The organism is Cellulomonas sp. P1_G12_2, from assembly GCF_056405535.1.
This window is the reverse complement of sequence record NZ_JBFUBX010000002.1, coordinates 253,242-275,259: the sequence shown is the minus strand read 5'-3', so window position 1 is coordinate 275,259 and position 22,018 is coordinate 253,242. Positions and strand designations below refer to the sequence as shown.

Sequence of the window (22,018 nt, the reverse complement as noted above, 5' to 3'; positions counted from 1 at the left end):
CCCCCGCGGGATGCTCGGACCATGACCGACACCGACTACGACGCGATCGCCGACGACCTGGTCGCCCGCGGCGCCACCCGCGCGCAGATGATGGGCCGCCCGATCCTCAAGGTCGGATCGACCATGTTCGCCGCGCACATCGGCGACGACCGGCTCGCCGTGAAGCTCGGGCGGGACAGCGCGGAGCACGCGGACGCCCTGGCGCTGCCCGGCGCGACCGTGTGGTCCCCCGGCGACAGCGGGCGGCTGTTCTACGACTGGGTGGCGCTGCCGGCGTCCGCGGAGGACGACTGGATGCGGTTCGCCGAGATCGCGCGGGTGCGCGCTCAGACGTCCTTGGCCATCCAGAGCGACAGGAAGTCGCCGTCGTACGGGAAGAAGGGGACGACCGGGCGGTAGCCCGCGGACAGGTAGAGCGTGACCGCCTCGGGCTGGCGGATGCCGGTCTGGAGCACCACGCTGGTCAGCCCGAAGGCGCGGGCGTCGTCCTCGATCGCCGTGAGCAGGGCGCGGGCGGCGCCGGCCCCGCGGGCGTCGTCGTCGACCCAGACCTTCTTGAGCTCCCCCGAGCCCGCCGGGTAGCCGTCCCGCGCCGCCCGCAGCGTGGCGCAGCCGACGGGGCGACCGTCCAGCCAGGCGATCACCGTGGACAGCGCGCCGACGCCCTGCTGCGGGTCGTCGACCTCGAAGCCGCCCGGCACGCTCGCGGGGATCTCCGGGTAGCGGATCTCGATGTCGTGCCACATCGCGAGCCGCAGCGCGGTGGCGACGGGGTCCGTCCAGTCGGCATGCGTCAGCGTGACCGTGGGGCGCTCGCCGGTGCGCGGCTCCCGGGGCGGCGTCGGCCCGAGGTCCTTGGCGAAGCAGCGCGACTCGGCCTCCGTCGCGTACTCGCCGAAGTTCGGGATCGACCGGTAGCCCTCGCTCAGGTACAGCCCGATCGCCGACGCCTGGAGCACCCCGGTCTCCAGGACGAGCCGGTGGAAGCCGCGGTCCCGCGCGACGGCCTCGAGCTCGCGCAGCACCGACCGCGAGAGCCCGCGGCCGCGGTGCTCCGGGACGACGAACATGCGCTTCAGCTCGCCGACGCCGTCACCGCGCGCACTGATCGCGCCGCACGCGACCGCCTCGCCGTCCACCCGGACCAGGAGCATCGCGACGATGCTCTCGCCGGTCATCTCGTGGCCGATGTCCTCCTCGCCGTAGAGGGCGAGCAGCTCGGCCTGCTGGGCGGTGCGCAGCCGGAGCGCGTCGGGGTCGTCCCAGTCGACGAGCGCGATGCTGGTGGTCAACGCTCAGCCGACGAGGGCGGTGAGGACCGACGTGAAGAACCGCAGCCCGTCCGTGCCCGTGCGGGGGCCCTTCGCGCCGTCGGGTCCGAAGCCCGGCTCGACCGCGTGCTCGGGGTGCGGCATGAGGCCGACGACGTTGCCCGCCGCGTTCGAGATGCCCGCGATGCCACGACGCGAGCCGTTCGGGTTCCAGCCCTGGTAGCGGAACACCACGCGACCCTCGCCCTCGAGCTCGTCGAGGGTGTGCTCGTCGGCGACGTACTGGCCGTCCTGGTTCTTCAGCGGGATCGTGATGTGCTCGCCCGCGGTGTAGTCGCGGGTCCAGGCGGTGTCCACGTTGTCGACCGACAGGACCTGCTCGCGGCACACGAAGTGCAGGTGGTCGTTCTTGATCATCGAGCCGGGCAGCAGGTGGGCCTCGGTGAGCACCTGGAACCCGTTGCAGATGCCCAGCACCGGCAGGCCCTTGTTCGCCGCGTCGACGATCTCGCCCATGACCGGCGCGAACCGGCTGATGGCGCCGGCGCGCAGGTAGTCGCCGTAGGAGAAGCCGCCGGGCAGGACGACCGCGTCGACCCCGTGCAGGTCGGCGTCCCCGTGCCAGAGGCTCACGGCCTCGGCACCGGCGAGGCGGACCGCGCGGGCGGCGTCGCGGTCGTCGAGCGTGCCGGGGAAGGTGACGACGCCGATCCGGGTCATGCCTGCGTGTCCTCGTAGACCGCGACGACGTCCTCGATCACCGGGTTGGACAGCACGTGCTCACCGGCCTCGCGGGCGGCCGCGAGGATCTCCTCGGTCACCGGCCCGTCGACCTCGAGCTCGAACCGCTTGCCCTGACGCACAGACGCGAACTGACCGAACCCGAGCCGCGGCAGGGCGCCGGCGACGGCCTTGCCCTGCGGGTCGAGGATCTCGGGCTTCGGCATGACATCGACGACGACTCGTCCCACGAAAGGGCTCCAGGTGTTCGCGCGGCGGTGGGGGGTCGCGGCGATTCTAGCGAGTGCGCGCGGGCGTCCTGCGCGAGTGCTCAGTCCGTGGCCAGGAGGGCGGGGACCAGGCCCTCGCGGTAGGTGTCGACGGGCGGGGACTGGCCGGTCACGGCGATGTGGACGACGTCGGCCAGCGCGAGATCGTCGGGGCCGTGGACGGTCGACCACCACGCCACGACCGCGCTGGGAAGCACCGCCAAGGCTGCCACCGCGATCGGGGTCGCGAGGCTGGTCACCGCCACGCAGAGAGCGATGGCGCCCGCGCCGAGCAGGACGGTGAGCGCGAGCTGGCGACGGACCGGGTCGACGAGCCTGCGCGCGGGCTGCGGTGGCCGCTGCGGGAGGCGGCGCTGGAGGTTCCACGCGAGCAGGACGGCCAGCGGGAGCCCGACGAGCACCGCGACGGCGAGCGCGGGGCTCGGGACCGTCACCAGCCCGACCACCGCCGTCGCGAGCGCAAGGAGCGTGACCAGCCCGACCATGGGTCGCGCCCGCAGCCGGTCGTGCATGACCCAGCCGAAGAGGAGCGACTGGTCGGTGAGCGTCTCCCCCACCTCGGCGACCAGGTGCTTGCGGGCGTCCGACCGCCGCCGCCACGGCCCGAGCACCATGGACATGCCCCCGCCGCCGACCACCCACGCGACCACCTGGCTCCTCGGCAGGAACTGGACCGGCCCACCACCGGCCAGCGTGAGCACCGGGACCATCACCATCACGATGACGAGCGGGACGAGGACGCCCATCCTCAGTGGGTACAGAGCCCCTTCGATGTCGTCCCGGACCCAGGCTCGGTACTGCGCGGGCAGCCGTCTCCCGAACAGTCGGTACGCAGCCACCTGACGCAGCGGCGGGCGTGTGCGCAGCCGGGTGAGGAGGCCCGCGCGCACGACGCCGAGGCCATCGCGCAGGCCGATGCGGCGAGCGTCTGCACCGGCGAGGTCCGCGAGCACCGCGGTCATCTCGTCCTCCCTGTGCGTCCGCCACCGTCGCGGGTACGCGCGGAGCCAGCGGTGGACGGAGCGCTCGAACCGGGGGTCGATGGTCATCGGGTCTCCAGGACCGCCGTCGGGACGAGCTCGGTGTCGTAGGGGTCGACCTCGACCGGGCGGCCGGTCCAGCCCACATGCCACAGGTCGACGAAGGCGGCGTCGGGCGTCACGCGCGCCCGACGCCAGAGGACGACGGTCGACGGGAGAAGCAGCAGGCACACCGGCGCCGCAACGACCGAGAGCGAGAGGACCCAGGCGCCCGTCACCTCCGCGAGCGCGGCGGCGACGATCAGGACGATCCACATCGCGAGGCCGACGCGAGCGTGGGGTCGCAGCCCGAGGAGGTGGCGGGCGAGCTGCTCGGGCCGTGCAGGCAGCCGTCGGTCGAGGCGCCGGACGACGACGACGGCGAGCGCGACGCCGGCGAGGGCGACGACCACCAGCAGCACCGCGCCGAGTGCTGACGGGTCGCGCGCCACCACGGACGTGTCGACCTCGCGGCACGCGCCCTGGGGGGACTCGCACGGCACGCTGCCGACGATCAGCCAGGTCGGCGCGACGAGGGCGGCCACCGACCAGGAGGCTGCCCCGACCGCGACCAGGAGCGCCAGGACGCGAGCACCCGGCTCCGCGGCGATCCGGGCTCGGGACGTCCGCACCCAGACGAACGCCCCCACGGTGCGCGGCTCGCCCCGGCCGGGACGTGCATGCTGCTGCAGCCTCCGGCGTGCCGCGCCATCGGGCCGGACGCACAGCAGGGTGGCCGTGCCCGCGAGGGCGACCGCGACCCACGTCACGACGATCTCGTCGCGCAGATCGGAGGTCGCAGCCACGTAGAGCGGCATGGCGAACATCCACGCGCGGCCCAGCAGGTTGCGCCGCAGGTGCCCGGGCGAGGTCACGTCCTGCCGCACCCAGTCGCGGTACCGCGCCGGCACACGGATGTCGAACATCCGGTACGGCAGGTACACCCACGGCGGCGGGGTCTGCCGCCAGCGTGTCGCGATCCCGCCGCGCAGCAGTCCGAGGGCGGTCCGGGCGTCGAGGCGTCGGGCGTCGTCGTCGGCCAGGTCGACGAGGACTGCGGTGACCTCGGCGGCACGCTCCGCACGCCAGCTCGGCGGGTAGGCCCGCAACCAGAAGGCCGCGGACCGTTCGAACTGTCGGGTCGTCATCGGTCGAGCCGCCGGTACGTGCCCATCGGACCGATCTCCGGAGGCGCGCCTACCTGCACGCCGAACAGGATCACGGCCTTCTCGGCCCGGCTCCGGGCAAGATCCACCGCCGCCAACGCATACGCGAGCGCGAGACCAGCCGCGATCGAGGTCGTCGGCCAGCCGATGGCCAGCGAGAGTGCGATGCAGGGCGGGCCGATCATCAGGAGCAGCGCCAGCGCGGCCCTCCACGGGTAGAGCGCCCCCTCGATGTCGTCGCGAAGCCATCCGTCGTACCGCGGCGCCGGACGCCGGTCGGTCAGGCGGTAGACCAGGAACGCCCCGAACGACGGCCGCTGCCGCCACCGGGTCGCCCAGCCGGACCGCACCAGGCTGACCGCCGTCCGGACGTCGAGCCGGGACGCACCCACGGGCGCGAGGTCCGTCAGCACGTCGACGACCTCGGCGGCGCGCTCTGTCCGCCAGCATCTCGGGTAGGCCCGCAGCCAGAAGGCCGCGGACCTGTCCAGGCCGCTCATCACGTCGTCCCGAGGGCGGGACGCGGTCGGGCCGCCAGGACGCGCCGGGCGAGGGACGCCAGGTCGGTCAGTCGTGCGGTCTCCGCAGCCAGCGCCGCGTAGCCGTCGGGGGTCAGGCGGTAGTAGCGGCGCAGCCGGCCGTCGACGACGACCTCGCCCGACGCCTCCGCGTAGCCCGCGTCGACCAGCCGGTCGAGGATGCCGTAGAGCGTGCCGGCGCTCAGACGGACCCTCTCGTCCGAGAGCACCTTGACCGCCTGGACGATGCCGTACCCGTGGCGCGGCTCCTCGGCCAGCGCGAGCAGGACGAGGTACGCCTGCTCGCTCATCCGAAACGCCATAGCGGATATATATCGCGCGACGACCTATCGAGGCAAGTGTTCGTCGAGTCTCGGCGCCCGTCGAGGCGACAATATGATGACAAGCCGTCTTGGCGGCAGTATTGTCGCCAAGACGGCATGCGGCAATATTGACGCCAGGAGGATCGGATGGACGACGACCGCCCCTGGGCGCACGCCCGCAGCGCAGCCGACCTCGGAGCGTTCCTGCGCGCTGCTCGCGAGCGCGCGAACCTGTCGCAGGACGCACTGGCTGCTGAGCTCGGCATCGACCGCCGTGTCCTGCAACGCATCGAGGCCGGGATCCCCACGCTGTACGCCACACGTCTGTTCGCGCTGATGGAGCGGCTCGACGTCGACCTCGAGGTGCGCCAGCGATGAGCGCCGACTCCCTGGACGCGTGGCTGTACGGCACGCACGTCGCCCGCATCGACGCCGGTCGCGACCGGCGCCCGCAGCTGACGTTCTCCGCCGAGGCGCTGACGCGGTGGGGCCTGAACTCCTCTGTCGTCTCCGGTCTCCTCCCCCTGCGCACCGGGTCGCCGCAGCCTGCCCGCGTCACCGCATGGCTGCGTGGGCTGATGCCCGAAGGGAGGAGCAGGCTCGAGCTCGCCCAGCGGGCCGGCGTCGACCCGGACGATGTCCTGTCGTTCCTCGGCGTCTACGGACAAGACACCGCCGGCGCGCTCATCCTCGTGCCACAAGGCGTCGACCCCGCCACGGGCGGAGAGGCGGTGCCGGCTGACGAGAAGCGGATCGGCGAGCTGCTCGACCAGGCCGCCGTCCGCGGCGCCGCGGACCAGCTGAACTCGTTGGGTGGCCTCGAGACGAAGATCGTCCTGGTCCGCACCGAGCGCGGGTGGGCGGAGCCGACGGGCCGCACCCCCTCGACGCACATCGTCAAGCTCTCCCGCCCCGCAGACTCACTCACAGCCGACCTCATCGACACCGAGACGGCCGCGTTGGCGTTGGCTCGTGCGTGCGCCCTGAGCATCGTGGAGGCGCGGATCGAGACGTTCGCGAGCCGCCGCACGATCGTCGTCGAACGCTACGACCGCCGCCGGCTCCCCGGTGGTGGCGTCGAGCGCATCCATCAGGAGGACGCAGCCCAGCTGCTCGGGCTGGACACACGTGACCCGGAGAACAGGTTCCAGTGGGGTCGCCGACTGCCGTCGCTGCGGGCGCTGGCCCAGCGGCTCGTCGCGATGGGTGTGCCCCGGCCCACGGGGCTGCTGGCGTTGACGACGTTCAACCTCGCGATCGGCAACACCGACGCCCACGCGAAGAACGTCTCGGTCGTGCACCACGACGACGGCTCGGTCGCGTTGGCGCCGGCCTACGACGTCGCGATGCACCGCCACCACGCCCATGCGAGCACCCGGTTCGCGATGGACGTCAACGACGGCCGTGACACCGAGACGCTCTCCGCGCTCGACCTGGTCGCAGAGGGTCGCACCTGGGGGCTGACCGCACGTGACGCCCAGAGCGCCGTGCACGCCACCCTCGAGGCGCTGAGCGCGGCGCTCGTGACGATCGACCACGGGCAGTACCCCGGGGTCAGCGAGCGCGCGTGGGCGACGGTCGGCACGCGCACCCGCACGCTCCTCGAGGGCGCCCCGGCGCCCACGGTGCGGCAGCCACGTTCGGCCGGCCCGCGGTCTCAGGCACGTGCTCCTCGGGGGACCCCCGCCGGAGGCCGGTTCACCGGAGAGCAGCCGCCGACCCACTGACGGGTCACGCTCGCATGTCAGTGGTGCGAGGCATGATGCCCGCATGACCTCTCCGGCCCCCTCGACCCGCGGCTGGATCGGCCCGTACCTGATGCTCGCGGTGCTGTGGGGCTGCAGCTTCCTGTTCATCGCCACGGCGTTGCAGACGTTCGCGCCGACGCAGGTGGCGTTCGGTCGCATCATCATCGGGTTCGTCGCGCTGGCGGTGATCCTCCTGGTCCGGCGCGAGCGCGTGCGGATCGGGCGGAGTCAGCTCGGCGACTTCGTCATCGTCGGCGCGGTGATGACGGCGATCCCGTTCGTGCTCTTCGCCCTGGCGGAGCAGCGGGTGACCTCGGTGCTCGCCGGCCTGGTGAACGCGACGACCCCGCTGTTCACCGCGGTGTTCGTGGCGCTCCTGCTGCCGTCGGAGCGGCCGGACCGGGTGCAGGTCGGCGGACTGGTCCTGGGCTTCGGCGGCATCGCGGTGCTGCTGGGCGTCTGGAACTCGGGCGCGATCGACCTGGTCGGCGGCGTGATGCTCCTGGGGGCCACGTTCTGCTACGGCATCGGCAACGCGTGGAGCCGGCGCCGGCTGACCACCACCGGCCTGTCGAACGTCGCGCTGCCGGCCATCCAGCTGGCCGTCGGCGCGGTGCTGATCCTCCCGTTCGCGGTCTCCACCCCGCTGACCGGCCCGCTCGCCCCCGCGCCCGCGCTGGCCCTGCTCGCCCTGGGGCTCGGCGGCACAGGGCTGGCGTACGTCCTGTTCTGGCGCGTGCTGGCGATCGCCGGAGCCACCGTCACGGCGAGCGTCACCTACGTGATCCCGCTGGTCTCGACGACCCTCGGGGTGCTCGTCCTGCACGAGGGGCTGCACTGGTACGAGCCGGTCGGGGGCGCGATCGTGCTGGCCGGGGTCGGGCTCACGCAGTGGGGTGCGGCGCAACGCCGGTCCGCGGACGCGGCGCGCGCGGAGCGAGCCGCGGCGGGGTCGGACGAGGAGACCCGGAGCCCGGTCCGGAGCTGAGGGTCAGGGGACGACGACCGTCATGCCCGGTCCGCTCGTCCCGTCGGCCAGTGCGGCGAGCGCGGCAGGTGCCTCGTCGAGCCCGATCGTGCGTCCGACCAGTCGCGACGGGTCCAGCTCCCCCGACGCGATCCGCGCCAGCATCGCCGGGTACTCGTGCGCGGCCATCCCGTGGCTGCCGTAGACCTCGAGCTCCCACCCGATCACCCGGCCCATCGGCAGCGGCGGAGCGGTGTCGGCCCCGAGCAGCAGCCCGACCTGGACGTGCCGACCGCGCCGACGCAGCGACAGGATCGAGGCCTCCGCCGTCGACCGGGAGCCCAGGGCGTCGAGCGAGACGGCGGCACCTCCGCCGGTCACCTCGTGCACCTGGGCGGCGACGTCGCCGGACCCGTCCAGCACGACCGACGCACCCATCGCGAGCGCCGCCTCTCGCGCGGAGGCGGACACGTCGACGGCCACCACGCGGGCGCCGGCGGCGACGGCCACCATGACCGCCGACAGTCCCACGCCGCCGCACCCGTGCACCGCGACCCAGTCGCCGGCAGCGACCCGACCGTGCACGGTGACCGCCCGGTAGGCGGTGGCGAACCGGCAGCCGAGGCCCGCGGCGGTGACCGGCGACATGCCGGCGGGAAGGCGGACCAGGTTGACGTCGGCGTGGTGGATCGCGACGAGCTCGGCGAAGGAGCCGACGTCGGTGAACCCCGGCTGCCGCTGGCGCTCGCAGACCTGCTGCTCGCCGGCCAGGCACGCCGCGCACGTGCCACAGGCGCACACGAACGGCACGGTGACCTGGTCACCGACCACCCAGGCGCGGACCTGCGGACCGGCGGCGACGACCACGCCGGCCAGCTCGTGCCCGGGGACGTGGGGCAGCGAGATGTCGTCGTCGTGCCCCTGCCAGCCGTGCCAGTCCGACCGGCACACGCCGGTCGCCGTGACGCGCAGGACGACACCGTCGCCGGGGCAGTCGGGCGGCGGGACCTCCTGGACGGTGGGCGGGACGCCGAACTCGGAGATCACCACGGCACGCATGGCCTCATCCTCGCCGACCGGACCCGACCCGACCGTCAGAACCCGCGGTGCGTCCAGTCCCCCGCGACGAGCGTGCCGGCGACGGGCATCCCCCGCAGCGGAGCGGTCAGCGGGTCGGCGTCGAGCACGACGAGGTCCGCGGGCGCCCCGACCACCGGCGCCAGCCCCTGACCGTCGACCGAGGACTCCAGCGCCACCCGGCGGTCGAGCGCCTGCTCGGGGTGCCACGGCTCACGCCCGTCGCGGGACCGGGTGACGGCCGCATCCAGCGCGATCCACGGGTCCAGGGGTGCCACGGGCGCGTCGGACCCGAGGGCCAGCCGCACCCCCGCCCGGTGCAGCGCTCCGAACGCGAACGCCCGGTCGGTCCGGCCGGCCCAGTGGTGGTCGGCGACGTCGCGGTCGTCCATCGCGTGCTCGGGCTGCACGCTCGCCACAACCCCGAGCTCCGCGAACCGCTCGACGTCGCCCCAGGTCACCAGCTGCGCGTGCTCGATCGAACCCTGCGCACCGGAGGAGGCGAAGGCATCGAGCGCGAGCGCGTTCGCGGCGTCGCCGATCGCGTGGATCGCGCAGCGCAGTCCGTGCCGCGTGGCGTGCGCCATCAACGGGGCGAGGCGCGAGGGCGGGACGGCCAGCACGCCCCGGGCGTTCGGTCCGGTCAGGCCCGGGTACGGGTCGTGGCAGTAGGCGGTGCGGGTGTTGAGCGAGCCGTCGGTGATCACCTTGAGCGGACCCTGCTCGACGAGCCCCGTGACGGGGTCGCCGGTGTGCAGGTCCTCGCGGACCACGCGGTCGAGGTACTCCTCCCACACGCCCGCCCGCACGCGCAGCCGACCGGGCCGGGCAGCCGCGCGACGACGCCAGACGGCGAGGTTGTCGGCGATCTCCAGGTCGACCACGCCGACCACCCCGCGCGCGGCCGCAGCGGCTGTCGCGTCGTCGACCAGCGCGTCCGCGACGTCGTCGGGCACGTGGTCCACGACGCCCTGGAGCGGCAGCCACTCGTGCTCGCGCAGCAGGCCGGTCGGGTGGTGCTCGATGCCGAGGAACCGCAGACCGGCCGTCGAGGCCCACGCGCAGTGCAGGTCTCCGGAGACGAGCACCACGGCGATGTCGCCTACGGCCGCGTCGAGCAGGGCGGCCGTCGGCTCGTCGGGCCACAGGCCGTCGCGGAAGCCGAAGCCGACGAGCGCGGTGCCGGGCAGCGGGCGGGGCGCGTCCGAGACGAGCGCCACGGCGTGGGCGGCCGAGGTGGCTCCGGCGACGTCAAGCCGGCGGCGGGCGAGCGCCCACTGGGTCAGGTGCACGTGCGCGTCCCAGAGCCCGGGCATGAGCCAGCGGCCGTCGAGGTCGACGGACGGGCCGTGCGCAGTGAGCGACGGGCCGACGTCCGCGACCCGACCGCCACGCAGCAGGACGTCGACGGGCGCGTCGTGGTCGACCAGCCGCGCGGAGCGCAGGAGCAGGTCAGTCGGTACGGTCCCCATGTGAGCACCGTAGAGGCGGGATACGACCCGACGTTCCTCGGTCCGCGGGTGCCCCTCCCGGTGCCGGCCCAGGCCGTCCGCACGCTGCCGTCGACGCACTTCACGGTGCTGCTGGACCCCGAGCGCCGGCTCGCGGCCGCGACGGCGGTGAACATCGACGGCGCCCAGCTGGTGGACCTCGAGCGCGGCGACGACTGGCACCTGGACCCCCGGGTGCCCGCCGACGAGCAGGCCGGCCCGGAGCTGTACGCGCGCAACGACCTCGACCGCGGGCACCTGGTCCGCCGGCGGGACCCGGTGTGGGGCGACCTCGTCGTCGCGCGGCGGGCCAACTTCGACACGTTCGCCTACCCGAACGCCGCCCCGCAGGCCTCCGCGTTCAACCAGGGCGAGCTGCTCTGGGTGGGCCTCGAGGACCACGTCCTGGAGTACGCGCGCACCCAGGGCAGCCGGCTCTCGGTCTTCACGGGACCGGTCCTCGCCGACGACGACCCGGTCTACCGCGGCGTCGGGATCCCGCGGCTGTTCTGGAAGGTCGCCGCGTGGGCCTCGAACGGGCAGCTGGTCGCCACGGCGTTCGTGCTCGACCAGACGCCGTTCGTCACGAGCCTGCAGGCACCCGCCGACGAGGTCCCGCCGCTCGGCCCGTTCCGCACGTTCCAGGTCCCGGTCGCGGACGTGGAGGAGCTCACCGGGCTCGACCTCGGGCCGCTGACCGGCGCCGACGTCCTCACGCCCGTCGGTGCGCTCGGGGACCGCGAGCGCTGGGTCCCGTTGTCCGCGCTGGAGGAGATCCGTCTCTAGTGGCGGACGTGCGCGTCCCGGCGCGCCGGCACCACCATCGGTGTCCCCGTCTCGGGGTCCGGCACCACCCGGCACGCCAGCCCGAACACCTCGCGCACCAGCGGCTCGGTGACCACGTCCGCGGGTGGCCCCTCGGCGACGATCACGCCCTCCTTCATGGCGATCAGGTGCGTCGCGTACCGGGCCGCCTGGTTGAGGTCGTGCAGCACGGCGACGAGGGTGCGCCCCTCCTCGTGCAGCCGCGCGCACAGGTCCATGACCTCGAACTGGTGCGCGATGTCGAGGAACGTCGTCGGCTCGTCGAGCAGGAGCAGGTCGGTCTGCTGCGCGAGTGCCATGGCGAGCCACACCCGCTGCCGCTGGCCGCCGGACAGCTCGGCGACGAACCGGTCCCGCAGGTCGGCGACCTCGGTGGCGTCGAGGGCGTCCGCGACCGCGCGGGCGTCAGCCGCCGACCACTGCCGCAGCAGGCCCTGGTGCGGGTACCGGCCGCGGGCCACCAGGTCGCCGACAGTGATCGACTCCGGCGCGATGGGGCTCTGCGGCAGGAGGGCCAGCCGTCGGGCGACGTCCTTGCTCTTCAGCGACGAGATCGGCACGCCGTCCAGCAGCACGCGACCGGCACGCGGCTTGAGGGTCCGGGCGAGGGCGCGCAGCAGGGTCGACTTGCCGCACCCGTTGGGACCGATGATGACCGTGAACGACGACCGGGGGATCTGCACGGACAGACCCGTCGCGACCACGAGCTGGTCGTAGGCGAGCGTCAGGTCGGACGCCTCCAGCGGCGGACCGTTCACGCGGGACTCCTCCTCCACTCGCGGACCAGCAGGAACGCGAGGTACACGCCGCCGAGCGCGGCGGTGACCACCCCGACGGGATACACGACGCCCGGCACGGCGTACTGGGCGACCAGGTCGGCGACGACGAGCACCGCGGCGCCGCAGCACGCGGCGGCGACCATACCCGGTCCGGTCGACCGGGTCAGTCGCCGGGCGATCTGCGGGGCGGTCAGGGCGACGAACGCGATCGGGCCGCTCACGGTCACCGCCGCGGCCATGAGCAGCACGCCGACGACCACCGCCCACGTGCGCACCCGGTCCGCCTGCACCCCGACCGCGACCGCCACCTCGTCGCCCATCTCGACCAGCTGCATCGGTCGGGTGAGCGCGAGCGCCGCGGGCAGCAGGACCACGAGCGCGCCGACGATGAGCACCACGTCCGACCAGGAGCGGGCCGCGAGGCTGCCGTTGAGGTACGCGGCGAGCACCTGCGCGTCCTGGCGGGTGGCCCGGGCGAGCGCCAGCTGCACGAACGCCAGCGACATGGCCCCGACCGCGATGCCGACGACCACCATGCGCAGCGGTGCGCGGAACCCCGCGCCCGAGCCGAGGTAGACCGCGCCGATCGCGACCCCCGCCCCGATCAGCGCCCCGACGGGGACGGGGAGGGTCCCCGGCCACACGAGCCCCGCGGCCGCGGCACCCGCAGCCGCGCCGGCGCCGAGCCCGATGATGTCGGGGCTGCCCAGCGGGTTGCGCGTGACGGACTGGAACATCGCCCCGGAGACCGCGAACGCCGCACCTGCCGCGGCACCGACGAGCAGCCGTGGCAGGCGGTTGGTCCAGAGCACCCACTCCTGCGTGCGGGAGCCGTTGCCGGCGATGACGGACGGCAGCTCCGCGAGCGGGATGCCGAGCTGACCGGCTGCCAGGGTGACCAGGGCGGTGACCAGCACGAGGGCGAGCGCGGCCACGCAGACGACGACCGGACGCCGGTGCCAGCGGACGGTGACGGCAGGCCCGAGGGTCAGGACGGCGGTCACAGCCCGACCCTCCCCCGGCGCACGGCCGCGATCAGGAACGGTGCCCCGACGAACGCCGTCACCGCCCCCACCGGCAGCTCGCCGGGCCGCGCCAGCACCCGACCGAGGACGTCGGCGGCGAGGAGCAGGACCGGACCGAGCAGCAGGCAGTACGGCAGGAGCCAGCGGTGGTCCGAGCCGGTGAACCCGCGGACGACGTGCGGGACGGCCAGCCCCACGAACGCGATCGGCCCGACGGCGGCCACCGCCGCGGCGCACAGCACGGTGGCGCCCGCGGCGCCGAGCAGGCGGGTGCGGCCGGCGCGCAGCCCGAGGGAGGTCGCGGCCTCGTCGCCGAGCGCGAGCGCGTTCAGCGGACGAGCCAGCAGCAGGCACAGGACGAGACCCACGACGACGAACGGCAGCACGGCCCCCACCGTCGACGGTGGCCGTCCGGCGAGGGACCCGACCACCCAGAACCGGTAGGTGTCGAACACCTCGGGGTTGGCCAGCGTGATCCCCTCGACGACGGCCACCAGCACAGCGGACACCGCGGCGCCCGCCAGCACGAGCCGGACGGGCGTGGCACGCCGTCCGCCGGAGCCGATCAGGTAGACGGCGAGCGCCGCGACCAGCGCTCCCGGCACCGCGGCCCAGACCGACCGGCCGGCGGCACCGCCGAGCATCGCGGCCGTGATCACCAGGGATGCCGACGCGCCCGCGTTGACGCCCAGCAGGCCCGGGTCGCCGAGCGGGTTGCGCGTGAGCCCCTGGATGACGACGCCGGCGACCGCCAGCGCTGCCCCGACCAGCAGGCCGAGCTGCGTGCGCGGGATCCGGGAGGCGACGACCGTGGACACGAACGAGTCGTCGGGGTTCCGCCACGCCGACCACACCTCGCCGAGCGGCACGGGCTTGGCCCCGACGGCGACGCTCAGGCCCACCACCAGGACGAGCAGGAGGACCGCGGCGACCAGCCCCAGACCGAGCACGAGCGCGCGCGAGCCCCSCMCGCGGGTGGCGTGCGGGGCTCGCGCGACGGTGGTGCTCATGGGTGCACGGTACGGAGAGGTCAGGCCTGGGCCTTCTCCGCGCCGGCGGTGATGAGGGGCAGGTACTCGTCGAGCGCCCACGGCACGCTCAGCGGCGTCGCCACGGAGACGGCCATGCCCAGCTTCGGGTCGAGCATCGGCACGTAGGCGCCCGACGCGAACGCGGGGATCTGCGCCCAGAGCGGCTGCGCCTCGGTCGACGCCTGCTCCTCGGTGTTGTTGAACCACGTGAACAGCAGGTCCGCGTCGTTCAGCTGGTCGGCGTTCTCCAGCCCGAGGGTCGCGACGAACGTGCCGGGCGACGAGGTCAGGGTGGACACGGACGGCGCCAGCTCGAGGCCGAGGCCGGTGAGCAGCTCGACGCGCGGGTCACCCGGCAGGTACACCGACAGGGCACCGGGCTGGTCCCCGCCGTACACGTAGGCGAACGTCTTCCCGGCGAGCTCAGGGTTGTCGGCGGCGGCCTCGTCGATGGCGGCCTGGCGCTCGTCGAGCAGCGGCTGCGCCTTCTCCGGCACGCCCAGCGCGTCGGCGGCGATGGTCACCTGGTCCTCGAGCGACGTCTGCCACGGCTCGCCGGGGTACGCGACCACCGGCACCAGCGCGGACAGCTGGTCGAACGTCGCCTGGTCGAGCCCCGACTGCGGGGCCAGGACGAGGTCGGGCTCGAGGGCGACGACCGCGTCGATGTCGAGCTCGGGGTACATCGCGATGGTCGTCGGCAGCTCGTCGCCGGACGCCTCGACGGCCTGCCGGAACCACGGCTGGTAGCCCTCGGCGTCGCCGCCCCAGGTGTCCGACTCGATCCCGACCGGCGTGGTGCCCAGCGAGAACGCGATGTCCGCGGCGCCCCAGCCGAGCGTCACCACGCGCTCCGGCTTCGCGGCGATCTCCGCGGTGCCGAGCGCCGAGTCGATCGAGACGGGGAAGAGCGCGTCCGACGTGGGCTCGGCGGAGGTGTCGCCGGAGGCGTCGTCGGACGACCCGCCGCACGCGGCGAGGGTGAGGGCGACGGCCGTCGCGGTGGCCACCAGGGCCGAGAGGCGCGCGATGCGCACGGTGGTGCTCCCATCGGATCGAGGTCAAGCTAATGAGGCAAGCCTAACCTCATAGACCCGCGCCGATCCGCGACGGGCGTGTCGGGAACCTCACACCGACAGGGACGTCCCCGTCAGCCGCTCGTACGCCTCGAGGTACCGGTCGCGGGTGCGCTCGACCACGTCCGCGGGCAGCGGTGGCGGCGGGGTGTCCGAGTCGCGGTCCCACCCGGACGCGGCCGACGTGAGCCAGTCGCGCACGAACTGCTTGTCGAAGCTGGCCTGCGCACGGCCGGGGTGCCACAGGTCGGCGGGCCAGAACCGCGACGAGTCGGGCGTGAGCACCTCGTCGCCGAGCGTGATCGCGCCGGTCGTCGGGTCGGTGCCGAACTCGAGCTTGGTGTCGGCCAGGATCACGCCGTGCTCGCGTGCGATGGCCTCGGCGCGTCCGTAGACCGCGAGGGTGAGCGCCCGGAGCGCCTCGGCCGCGTCGGCGCCGACCTGCTCCACCACGGCCTCGAACGGCACGTTCTCGTCGTGCTCCCCCAGCTCCGCCTTCGTCGCGGGCGTGAAGATCGGCTGCGGCAGGCGCGAGCCGTCGACCAGGCCCTCGGGCAGCGCGATGCCGGTCACCGACCGCGACACCCGGTACTCCGCCAGGCCCGACCCGGTCAGGTAGCCGCGCGCGACGCACTCGACGGGGAACATCTCCAGGCGGCGGCACACCATCGCGCGGCCGGCCACCGCGTCGGGCACGTCGGTCGACACCACGTGGTTGGGCACCAGGTCCGCGAGCTGCTCGAACCACCACAGGCTCAGCTGCGTCAGGACGATCCCCTTGCCGGGGATGCCCGGGCTCAGCACGTGGTCGTACGCGGACACCCGGTCGCTCGCGACGACGAGGACGACGTCCCCGAGGGCCTCGGTCGACCCCGAGCCGTCCGGCACGTACAGGTCGCGGACCTTGCCGGAGTAGGTGTGGGTCCAGCCGGCCAGGTCCGGGGTCGTCGCAGTCACGGCCCTAGTGTGCAGGTCCGCGCGGCGTCAGACGAGATCGTCTCCGCCCTCGAGCCCGTCCGGGATGGGCAGCCCGACCAGCCGCACCAGCCGCTCCACGGTCTCCTCGACGAACGTGTCCTCGGGCTCGTCCACGTGCTCGGCGGCCAGCAGACGTCGGACGTGCTTGGCCTCGACGTCGACCGCGCCGACCAGCAGCGCCCACTCGGCGAACGCCTCCGCCTCGGCGTCGAGGTCGACCGGGTCGCTCTCCGCCGGGTCGTCGAAGTAGTCCCGCGGCTGGAAGCCCAGGTAGAACCGGCCGAGCCCGTCCGGCGCCGGCCGGTAGTCGACGGACGCGATGTCGCTGTCGTGCACCTCGATGCTCAGGCTCGGCGTTACCGAGACGTCCCCGCCCCAGGCGCCGTCGCCGTACTCGAACTTCTCGAAGCTGCCCATCCCGCGAACCTAGACCAGCGGGACGCCTGCCACCGCAGCGGCGATGTCCGAGCGGTGGTGCGAGAACGGCAGCTCGATCCGCTCGACACCGGCGTAGGCCGCGGCGCGCGCGGCGGCCAGGTCCCGGCCGACGCCGACGACCGACAGCACGCGCCCGCCGGCTGCGACCAGGTGCGAGCCGTCGATCGCCGTGTCGTCGTCGCCGGGGGCGTTGAGCCGCAGGGCCGTCCCCGCGTGCAGGACGTGCACCCCGGGCAGCGCCTCGGCGGCCTCGATCCCCGTGATCGGGTCGCCCGCGCGCACGCTGCCCGGGTACCCGCCGGACGCGATCACCACGGTCACGGCCGCGTCGTCGCGCCAGCGCAGCGGGGGCAGTGCGCCGAGCGTGCCGGTCGCGCTCGCGAGCAGCACACCCGCGAGCGGCGTCTCCAGCCGGGCGAGCACCACCTGCGTCTCGGGGTCCCCGAACCGGGCGTTGAACTCGACGACCTTGAGCCCGGTCGAGGTGAGCGCGAGGCCCACGTACAGGACCCCCGAGAACGGGGTGCCGCGGCGAGCCATCTCGGCGATCGTCGGCCGGGCGACGCGCTCGACCACCTCGTCGACCAGGTCCGCGGGCGCCCAGGGCAGCGGCGAGTACGCGCCCATGCCGCCGGTGTTGGGCCCCTCGTCGCCGTCGTGCGCGCGCTTGAAGTCCTGCGCGGGGACCAGCGGCACCACGTCGACGCCGTCCGACAGGACGAACAGCGAGATCTCCGGGCCGTCCAGGTAGTCCTCGACGACGATCCGGCCGCCGGGCTTGGCCAGGCAGGCGGCCGCGTGCGCCAGCGCCTCGGCGCGGTCGTCGGTGACGACGACGCCCTTGCCCGCGGCCAGCCCGTCGTCCTTGACCACGTACGGGGCACCGAAGGCGTCGAGACCCGCGGCGGCCTGCTCGATCGTGGTCGCCACGCGGGGTTCGGCCGTGGGCACGCCGGCGGCGGCCATGACCTCCTTGGCGAACGCCTTCGACCCCTCGAGCTGCGCGCCGGCGGCCGACGGACCGAACACCGGGATCCCGACGTCCCGCACGGCGTCGGCGACTCCCGCGACGAGCGGCGCCTCGGGTCCGACGACGACGAGGTCCGCGGTCAGCGACGTCGCGAGCGCCGCGACCGCGGCACCGTCCAGCTGGTCGACCGCGTGCAGCGTGGCCAGCGTCCCGATGCCGGGGTTCCCCGGGGCCGCGTGCAGCGCGGTCACCGCCGGGTCGAGGGAGAGCGCGCGGACGAGCGCGTGCTCACGGGCACCGGTGCCGACGACGAGGATCTTCACGGGCCGGGAGCCTACCCGGCGGCCTCCGCGGACCGCAGACGCGCCCGGAGACCGTCGAGCTCGTCCAGCATCGCCACTGGCAGCCGGTCGCCGAACCGGGCGAAGAACTCCTCGGTCAGGTCGCACTCCGCGAGCCACGCCTCCGGGTCGACCTCGAGCAGCTGCTCCAGCGCGCCCTGCGGCAGGTCCAGCCCGTCCAGGTCCAGCTCACCGGGTGCGGGCAGCACGCCGATCGGCGAGTCGGTCCCCTCCACCGACCCGTCGAGCCGCTCCAGCGCCCAGGCGAGCACCCGTGCGTTCTGCCCGAACCCGGGCCACAGGTAGGACCCGTCCGCTCCCTTGCGGAACCAGTTGATGCCGAAGATCGCCGGCAGCGGGATGCCACGGGCCGAGAGCTGCGCGCCGAGCCGGAGCCAGTGCCCCCAGTGGTCGGCCATGTTGTAGCCGCAGAACGGGAGCATGGCGAAGGGGTCGCGACGCAGCGTGCCGACGGGCCCCTCCGCGGCGGCGGTCTGCTCGGACGCGATCGTCGCGCCCAGGAACACCCCGTGCGCCCAGTTCCGGGCCTGCGCGACCAGCGGCACGTTGGTGGCCCGCCGGCCGCCGAACCAGATCGCGTCGACGGGCACCCCCTCGGGCGAGTCCCAGGAGTCCGCGATCGTCGGGCACTGGTCGGCGGCGACCGTGAACCGGCTGTTCGGGTGGGCTGCCGGCTCGTCGGACGCGGGCGTCCAGTCCCGGCCCTGCCAGTCGACCAGGTGCGCGGGCGGCTCCGGGGTCAGGCCCTCCCACCAGACGTCGCCCTCGTCGGTGAGGGCGACGTTGGTGAAGATCACGTCGTGCGTCAGCGTCGCGATGGCGGCCGGGTTGGTGCTCACGCCCGTCCCGGGGGCGACGCCGAAGAAGCCGGCCTCGGGGTTGATCGCGCGCAGGCGTCCGTCGGTGCCCGGTCCGCCCGGGCGCAGCCACGCGATGTCGTCGCCGATCGTCTCGACCGTCCAGCCCGGGATCGTCGGCTGGAGCATCGCCAGGTTCGTCTTGCCGCAGGCGGACGGGAAGGCGGCGGCGACGTGCGACACCCGGCCCGTCGGGGACGTCACGCGCAGGACGAGCATGTGCTCGGCGAGCCAGCCATCGTCGCGCGCCATGACGGACGCGATCCGCAGCGCGAAGCACTTCTTGCCCAGCAGGGCGTTGCCGCCGTAGCCGGACCCGAACGACCAGATCTCGCGCGTCTCGGGGAAGTGCGCGATGTACTTCGTCGAACTGCACGGCCACGGGACGTCGTCGTCGTCCGGTCCCAGGGGTGCGCCCACCGAGTGCACCGCGGGGACGAACTCCCCATCGTTCCCCAGCAGCTCGAGCACCGGGGTGCCCACCCGCGTCATGATCCGCATGCTCACCACGACGTACGGCGAGTCGGTCACCTGGACGCCCAGCTGCGAGATCGGACCGCCCAGCGGACCCATCGAGAACGGGACGACGTACATGGTCCGCCCGCGCATCGACCCGGCGAACACCCCCGCCAGCTCGGCCCGCATGACGTGCGGCTCGCGCCAGTGGTTGGTCGGGCCGGCGTCGTCGGGGTCCTCCGAGCAGATGAACGTGCGGTCCTCGACCCGCGCGACGTCGGACGGGTCGGAGCGTGCGAGGTAGGAGCCCGGACGCAGCTCCTCGTTCAGCCGGATCAGCGTGCCTGACTCGACCATGTCCTCGACCAGGGCCGATGCCTGCTCGGCGGACCCGTCCACCCAGACGACCTCGTCGGGCTCGGTGAGCGCCGCGACCGCGCCGACCCACGCCTGCAGTGCTCGGTGCCGCCGTCCGCCCGGTGCTGCAGGAACACGCACGGGCGTCAGGTCGAACGGGTAGTCGAACGGGTGCGGCTCGACGAGCGTCATGACGACCTCCGTGAAGGGACCAGGTCCTTCCACGGTGGACCCCTTCGTGCGCGGATTCCATCACTCACGGCCGGAAACAACCGCGGTTCTTTCGATCTGCACAACTCAGGGGCGGGAATCGTCCTCGCGGGGCAGCGGCAGGGCGTCGAAGTAGATCCGCACGCGCCGGCGGCCTTCGACATCGCCGGCAGCCTTGCGCTCCTTGGCGCTCTTGACCGCGTCGTCGATGATCTCCTGCACCGCCACCACGACCTCCTGCAGCTCCTCGAGGGTGAGGTCCGCCGTCGTCCGGTCGTTCAGCGCCGCCTCCTCCCACTCCGGGGTGTCGCCCGTGAGCATCCACCGGCTCAGCACCTGGGCGCGCTCGGCGACGACCCCCTGCAGCAGCGCGTTGGCCGCCTCGGCGGTCCGGGGGTCGCGCAGCATGTCCCGCCCGTCGACGCTGTACCCGACCGCGCGCCACCACCGGTCGCGCCCCCGCTCGTGCGCCGGGTCGTCCTCGACGAAGCCGTGCTTCTCCAGCTGGCGCAGGTGGTAGCTGGTCTGCCCGCTGCTCTCCCCGAGTCGGCGGCCGAGCTGGCTGGCCGTCGCCGACCCGTGCTCGGACAGGTAGTCGTACATCGCCATCCGCAGCGGGTGCGCCAATGCCTTGAGCTCCTCCGGCCCGATGGCACGGGCTCGGAACGGGAGGGGCTTGCTCTCGCTCATTCGCAGAGATACCTTTGCAGAGTTGTCTTTGCAGAGAATTCTCTTCGATCCTACCGTCCCATCGCAGGAGTCCCCCATGAGCGAGCAGGTCGCCGCGCGCGAGCCCCTCGGCCGCCGGTTCACCGCCCACCTGACCGCGACCGGGATGGCCAACCTCGGCGACGGCATCGTGCAGACCGGCGTGCCGCTGTACGCCCTCACGCTCACGCGGTCCCCCAGCCAGATCGCCCTGCTGACCGCGGCCGCGTGGCTGCCCTGGCTCCTGCTCGGGCTGGCCGCCGGCGTGGTGGTCGACCGCCGCGACCGCAAGTACACGCAGGTGGTGGGCCTCGGGGCCCGCGCGCTGCTGCTCGGGGTGGCGGTCTGGCTGGTGGCCTCCGGCCACATGACGATCGCCGCGCTCACGGTGATCGTGCTGCTCTACGGCGTGACCGACGTGTTCGTCGACCTCGCCGGGTCGGCGCTGGTCCCGGACATCGTGCCGCGCTCCCGCCTCGAGGCCGCGAATGGCCGCACGCTCGCCGCGCAGCAGGTCATGGCCGCGTTCGTCGGCGGCCCGATCGCGGGCGGGATGCTCGCGCTCGGCGCCGGCTGGGTGTTCGGCGTCCCGGCCGGCCTCGGCGTGCTCGCCCTCCTGCTCATCGCCACCCGGATCCCGGGGTCGTACAAGCACGCGGCCGCGGAGAAGCGCTCGGCGCTCACCGAGGTCCGCGAGGGCGTCGGGTTCCTGGTGCGGCACCCCGTGCTCCGCCCGCTCCTGGTGGCCGGCAGCGTGATGAACATGGCCAGCACCGGCTACTTCGCCGTGTTCGTGCTCTGGATGGTCGGCCCCGGCTCGCGCGTCGGGCTCGAGCCCGCGCACTACCCGCTGGTGATCGCCGTGCTCGCGGTGGGCGCGGTGCTCGGCTCGATCGCCGCGGAGCCGCTGGGCCGGCGCATCCCCGAGGTCCGGCTGCTGCTGGGCTGCTGGACCATCGACGCGCTGCTCATGCTGGTCCCGGTGCTCGTGCCCACGGTGCCCGCCATCGCGGTCGCCATGTTCTTCCTCGGCTTCCTCAACACCAACGGCAACGTGATCTCGCAGTCGATGCGCCAGCGGATGGTCGCGCCCGGCATGCTCGGTCGCGTGGGCGGTGCCAGCCGGACGCTCGGGTACGGGCTCATGCCGCTCGGCGCGCTCCTCGGCGGGCTCGTGGCCGAGCAGTGGGGCCTGCCCGCGGTGTTCCTCGGCGCGACCGTGGTCTGCGTCGCGGCGGTCGGCTACCCCATCGCGGTCGTCCGCCAGCGCATGGTCGACGAGCTGGTGCTGCCGGCGGTCGTCGTGGAGCCCGTCGAGGACGCGCCCCTGACCGCGGCCGTCTGAGCTCGGACATAC

At 73.9% G+C, this 22,018-nt stretch carries 24 protein-coding genes; 6 read left to right on the top strand and 18 right to left on the bottom strand.

Annotated elements, in window-relative coordinates; translation table 11 throughout:
* Positions 1 to 21: 21 nt before the first annotated feature.
* Positions 22 to 399: a hypothetical protein gene (locus AC1DXT_RS09260; protein WP_477061069.1), complete on the top strand. Its 378-nt coding sequence runs from the start codon at positions 22 to 24 to the stop codon at positions 397 to 399.
* Here AC1DXT_RS09260 and AC1DXT_RS09255 read toward each other — a convergent pair.
* The 7 genes from AC1DXT_RS09255 to AC1DXT_RS09225 form a co-directional block, all read right to left on the bottom strand.
* Positions 327 to 1,292 (bottom strand): GNAT family N-acetyltransferase, encoded by a 966-nt coding sequence (locus AC1DXT_RS09255; RefSeq protein ID WP_477061068.1) that lies wholly within the window; start codon positions 1,290 to 1,292, stop codon positions 327 to 329. The genes AC1DXT_RS09260 and AC1DXT_RS09255 overlap by 73 nt on opposite strands.
* A 3-nt stretch (positions 1,293 to 1,295) precedes the next feature.
* Complete coding sequence (gene purQ / locus AC1DXT_RS09250) at positions 1,296 to 1,991, bottom strand: phosphoribosylformylglycinamidine synthase subunit PurQ (RefSeq protein WP_477061067.1); 696 nt, start codon at positions 1,989 to 1,991, stop codon at positions 1,296 to 1,298.
* Positions 1,988 to 2,242: a phosphoribosylformylglycinamidine synthase subunit PurS gene (gene purS / locus AC1DXT_RS09245; protein ID WP_056593189.1), complete on the bottom strand. Its 255-nt coding sequence runs from the start codon at positions 2,240 to 2,242 to the stop codon at positions 1,988 to 1,990. The genes purQ and purS overlap by 4 nt, the downstream gene beginning before the upstream one ends.
* Positions 2,243 to 2,322: 80 nt before the next feature.
* Positions 2,323 to 3,330, bottom strand: a complete 1,008-nt coding sequence (locus AC1DXT_RS09240; RefSeq protein WP_477061066.1) for a hypothetical protein — start codon at positions 3,328 to 3,330, stop codon at positions 2,323 to 2,325.
* Positions 3,327 to 4,448: a hypothetical protein gene (locus AC1DXT_RS09235; protein WP_477061065.1), complete on the bottom strand. Its 1,122-nt coding sequence runs from the start codon at positions 4,446 to 4,448 to the stop codon at positions 3,327 to 3,329. Before AC1DXT_RS09235 ends, AC1DXT_RS09240 begins: the two co-directional genes overlap by 4 nt.
* Positions 4,445 to 4,966 (bottom strand): hypothetical protein, encoded by a 522-nt coding sequence (locus AC1DXT_RS09230; protein ID WP_477061064.1) that lies wholly within the window; start codon positions 4,964 to 4,966, stop codon positions 4,445 to 4,447. Before AC1DXT_RS09230 ends, AC1DXT_RS09235 begins: the two co-directional genes overlap by 4 nt.
* Entirely contained in the window at positions 4,966 to 5,295 is a 330-nt protein-coding gene (locus AC1DXT_RS09225; RefSeq protein ID WP_477061063.1) for a PadR family transcriptional regulator, read from the bottom strand. Before AC1DXT_RS09225 ends, AC1DXT_RS09230 begins: the two co-directional genes overlap by 1 nt.
* Before the next feature lie 159 nt (positions 5,296 to 5,454).
* Here AC1DXT_RS09225 and AC1DXT_RS09220 point away from each other — a divergent pair, with 159 nt between their 5' ends.
* Genes AC1DXT_RS09220 through AC1DXT_RS09210 form a run of 3 tightly spaced genes read left to right on the top strand, consistent with a single transcriptional unit; the run spans position 5,455 to position 8,043 of the window.
* Positions 5,455 to 5,685 carry a helix-turn-helix domain-containing protein gene (locus AC1DXT_RS09220; protein ID WP_477061062.1) on the top strand — a complete coding sequence of 77 codons (231 nt, stop codon included), beginning with the start codon at positions 5,455 to 5,457 and terminating at the stop codon, positions 5,683 to 5,685.
* On the top strand, positions 5,682 to 7,034 hold the full coding sequence (locus AC1DXT_RS09215) for a type II toxin-antitoxin system HipA family toxin (protein WP_477061061.1): 1,353 nt from the start codon (positions 5,682 to 5,684) through the stop codon (positions 7,032 to 7,034). The genes AC1DXT_RS09220 and AC1DXT_RS09215 overlap by 4 nt, the downstream gene beginning before the upstream one ends.
* A 43-nt stretch (positions 7,035 to 7,077) precedes the next feature.
* Entirely contained in the window at positions 7,078 to 8,043 is a 966-nt protein-coding gene (locus AC1DXT_RS09210) for a DMT family transporter (protein WP_477061060.1), read from the top strand.
* Positions 8,044 to 8,046: 3 nt separating this feature from the next.
* Here AC1DXT_RS09210 and AC1DXT_RS09205 read toward each other — a convergent pair whose 3' ends face one another.
* Both AC1DXT_RS09205 and AC1DXT_RS09200 read right to left on the bottom strand, forming a co-directional pair.
* Positions 8,047 to 9,081 carry a zinc-binding dehydrogenase gene (locus AC1DXT_RS09205; protein WP_477061059.1) on the bottom strand — a complete coding sequence of 345 codons (1,035 nt, stop codon included), beginning with the start codon at positions 9,079 to 9,081 and terminating at the stop codon, positions 8,047 to 8,049.
* Positions 9,082 to 9,116: 35 nt separating this feature from the next.
* Entirely contained in the window at positions 9,117 to 10,571 is a 1,455-nt protein-coding gene (locus tag AC1DXT_RS09200; protein WP_477061058.1) for an amidohydrolase, read from the bottom strand.
* On the opposite strand from AC1DXT_RS09200, the gene AC1DXT_RS09195 reads away from it, so the two are divergent.
* Positions 10,572 to 11,375, top strand: coding sequence for a DNA/RNA non-specific endonuclease (locus AC1DXT_RS09195; RefSeq protein ID WP_477061057.1), 804 nt, complete (start codon positions 10,572 to 10,574; stop codon positions 11,373 to 11,375). It begins immediately after the preceding gene.
* Here AC1DXT_RS09195 and AC1DXT_RS09190 read toward each other — a convergent pair.
* From AC1DXT_RS09190 to AC1DXT_RS09150, 9 genes are all read right to left on the bottom strand, one after another.
* Entirely contained in the window at positions 11,372 to 12,172 is an 801-nt protein-coding gene (locus tag AC1DXT_RS09190; RefSeq protein WP_477061056.1) for an ABC transporter ATP-binding protein, read from the bottom strand. The genes AC1DXT_RS09195 and AC1DXT_RS09190 overlap by 4 nt on opposite strands.
* Positions 12,169 to 13,197 (bottom strand): FecCD family ABC transporter permease, encoded by a 1,029-nt coding sequence (locus AC1DXT_RS09185; RefSeq protein ID WP_477061055.1) that lies wholly within the window; start codon positions 13,195 to 13,197, stop codon positions 12,169 to 12,171. The genes AC1DXT_RS09190 and AC1DXT_RS09185 overlap by 4 nt, the downstream gene beginning before the upstream one ends.
* Positions 13,194 to 14,228 carry a FecCD family ABC transporter permease gene (locus tag AC1DXT_RS09180; RefSeq protein WP_477061054.1) on the bottom strand — a complete coding sequence of 345 codons (1,035 nt, stop codon included), beginning with the start codon at positions 14,226 to 14,228 and terminating at the stop codon, positions 13,194 to 13,196. The genes AC1DXT_RS09185 and AC1DXT_RS09180 overlap by 4 nt, the downstream gene beginning before the upstream one ends.
* 20 nt (positions 14,229 to 14,248) lie before the next feature.
* Entirely contained in the window at positions 14,249 to 15,286 is a 1,038-nt protein-coding gene (locus AC1DXT_RS09175; RefSeq protein ID WP_477061053.1) for an ABC transporter substrate-binding protein, read from the bottom strand.
* A 90-nt stretch (positions 15,287 to 15,376) separates the two neighbouring features.
* On the bottom strand, positions 15,377 to 16,282 hold the full coding sequence (locus AC1DXT_RS09170) for a phosphoribosylaminoimidazolesuccinocarboxamide synthase (protein WP_477061052.1): 906 nt from the start codon (positions 16,280 to 16,282) through the stop codon (positions 15,377 to 15,379).
* Positions 16,283 to 16,309: 27 nt separating this feature from the next.
* A complete protein-coding gene (locus tag AC1DXT_RS09165; RefSeq protein ID WP_477061051.1) occupies positions 16,310 to 16,720 on the bottom strand; it encodes a hypothetical protein in 411 nt (136 codons plus the stop codon).
* Between the two features lie 9 nt (positions 16,721 to 16,729).
* Positions 16,730 to 18,034, bottom strand: coding sequence for a phosphoribosylamine--glycine ligase (gene purD / locus AC1DXT_RS09160; RefSeq protein ID WP_477061050.1), 1,305 nt, complete (start codon positions 18,032 to 18,034; stop codon positions 16,730 to 16,732).
* Positions 18,035 to 18,045: 11 nt separating this feature from the next.
* Entirely contained in the window at positions 18,046 to 19,935 is a 1,890-nt protein-coding gene (locus tag AC1DXT_RS09155) for a phosphoenolpyruvate carboxykinase (GTP) (protein WP_477061049.1), read from the bottom strand.
* Between the two features lie 105 nt (positions 19,936 to 20,040).
* Positions 20,041 to 20,643, bottom strand: coding sequence for a helix-turn-helix domain-containing protein (locus AC1DXT_RS09150; RefSeq protein ID WP_477061048.1), 603 nt, complete (start codon positions 20,641 to 20,643; stop codon positions 20,041 to 20,043).
* Between the two features lie 76 nt (positions 20,644 to 20,719).
* On the opposite strand from AC1DXT_RS09150, the gene AC1DXT_RS09145 reads away from it, so the two are divergent.
* Positions 20,720 to 22,006: an MFS transporter gene (locus AC1DXT_RS09145; RefSeq protein WP_477061047.1), complete on the top strand. Its 1,287-nt coding sequence runs from the start codon at positions 20,720 to 20,722 to the stop codon at positions 22,004 to 22,006.
* Positions 22,007 to 22,018 lie beyond the last annotated feature (12 nt).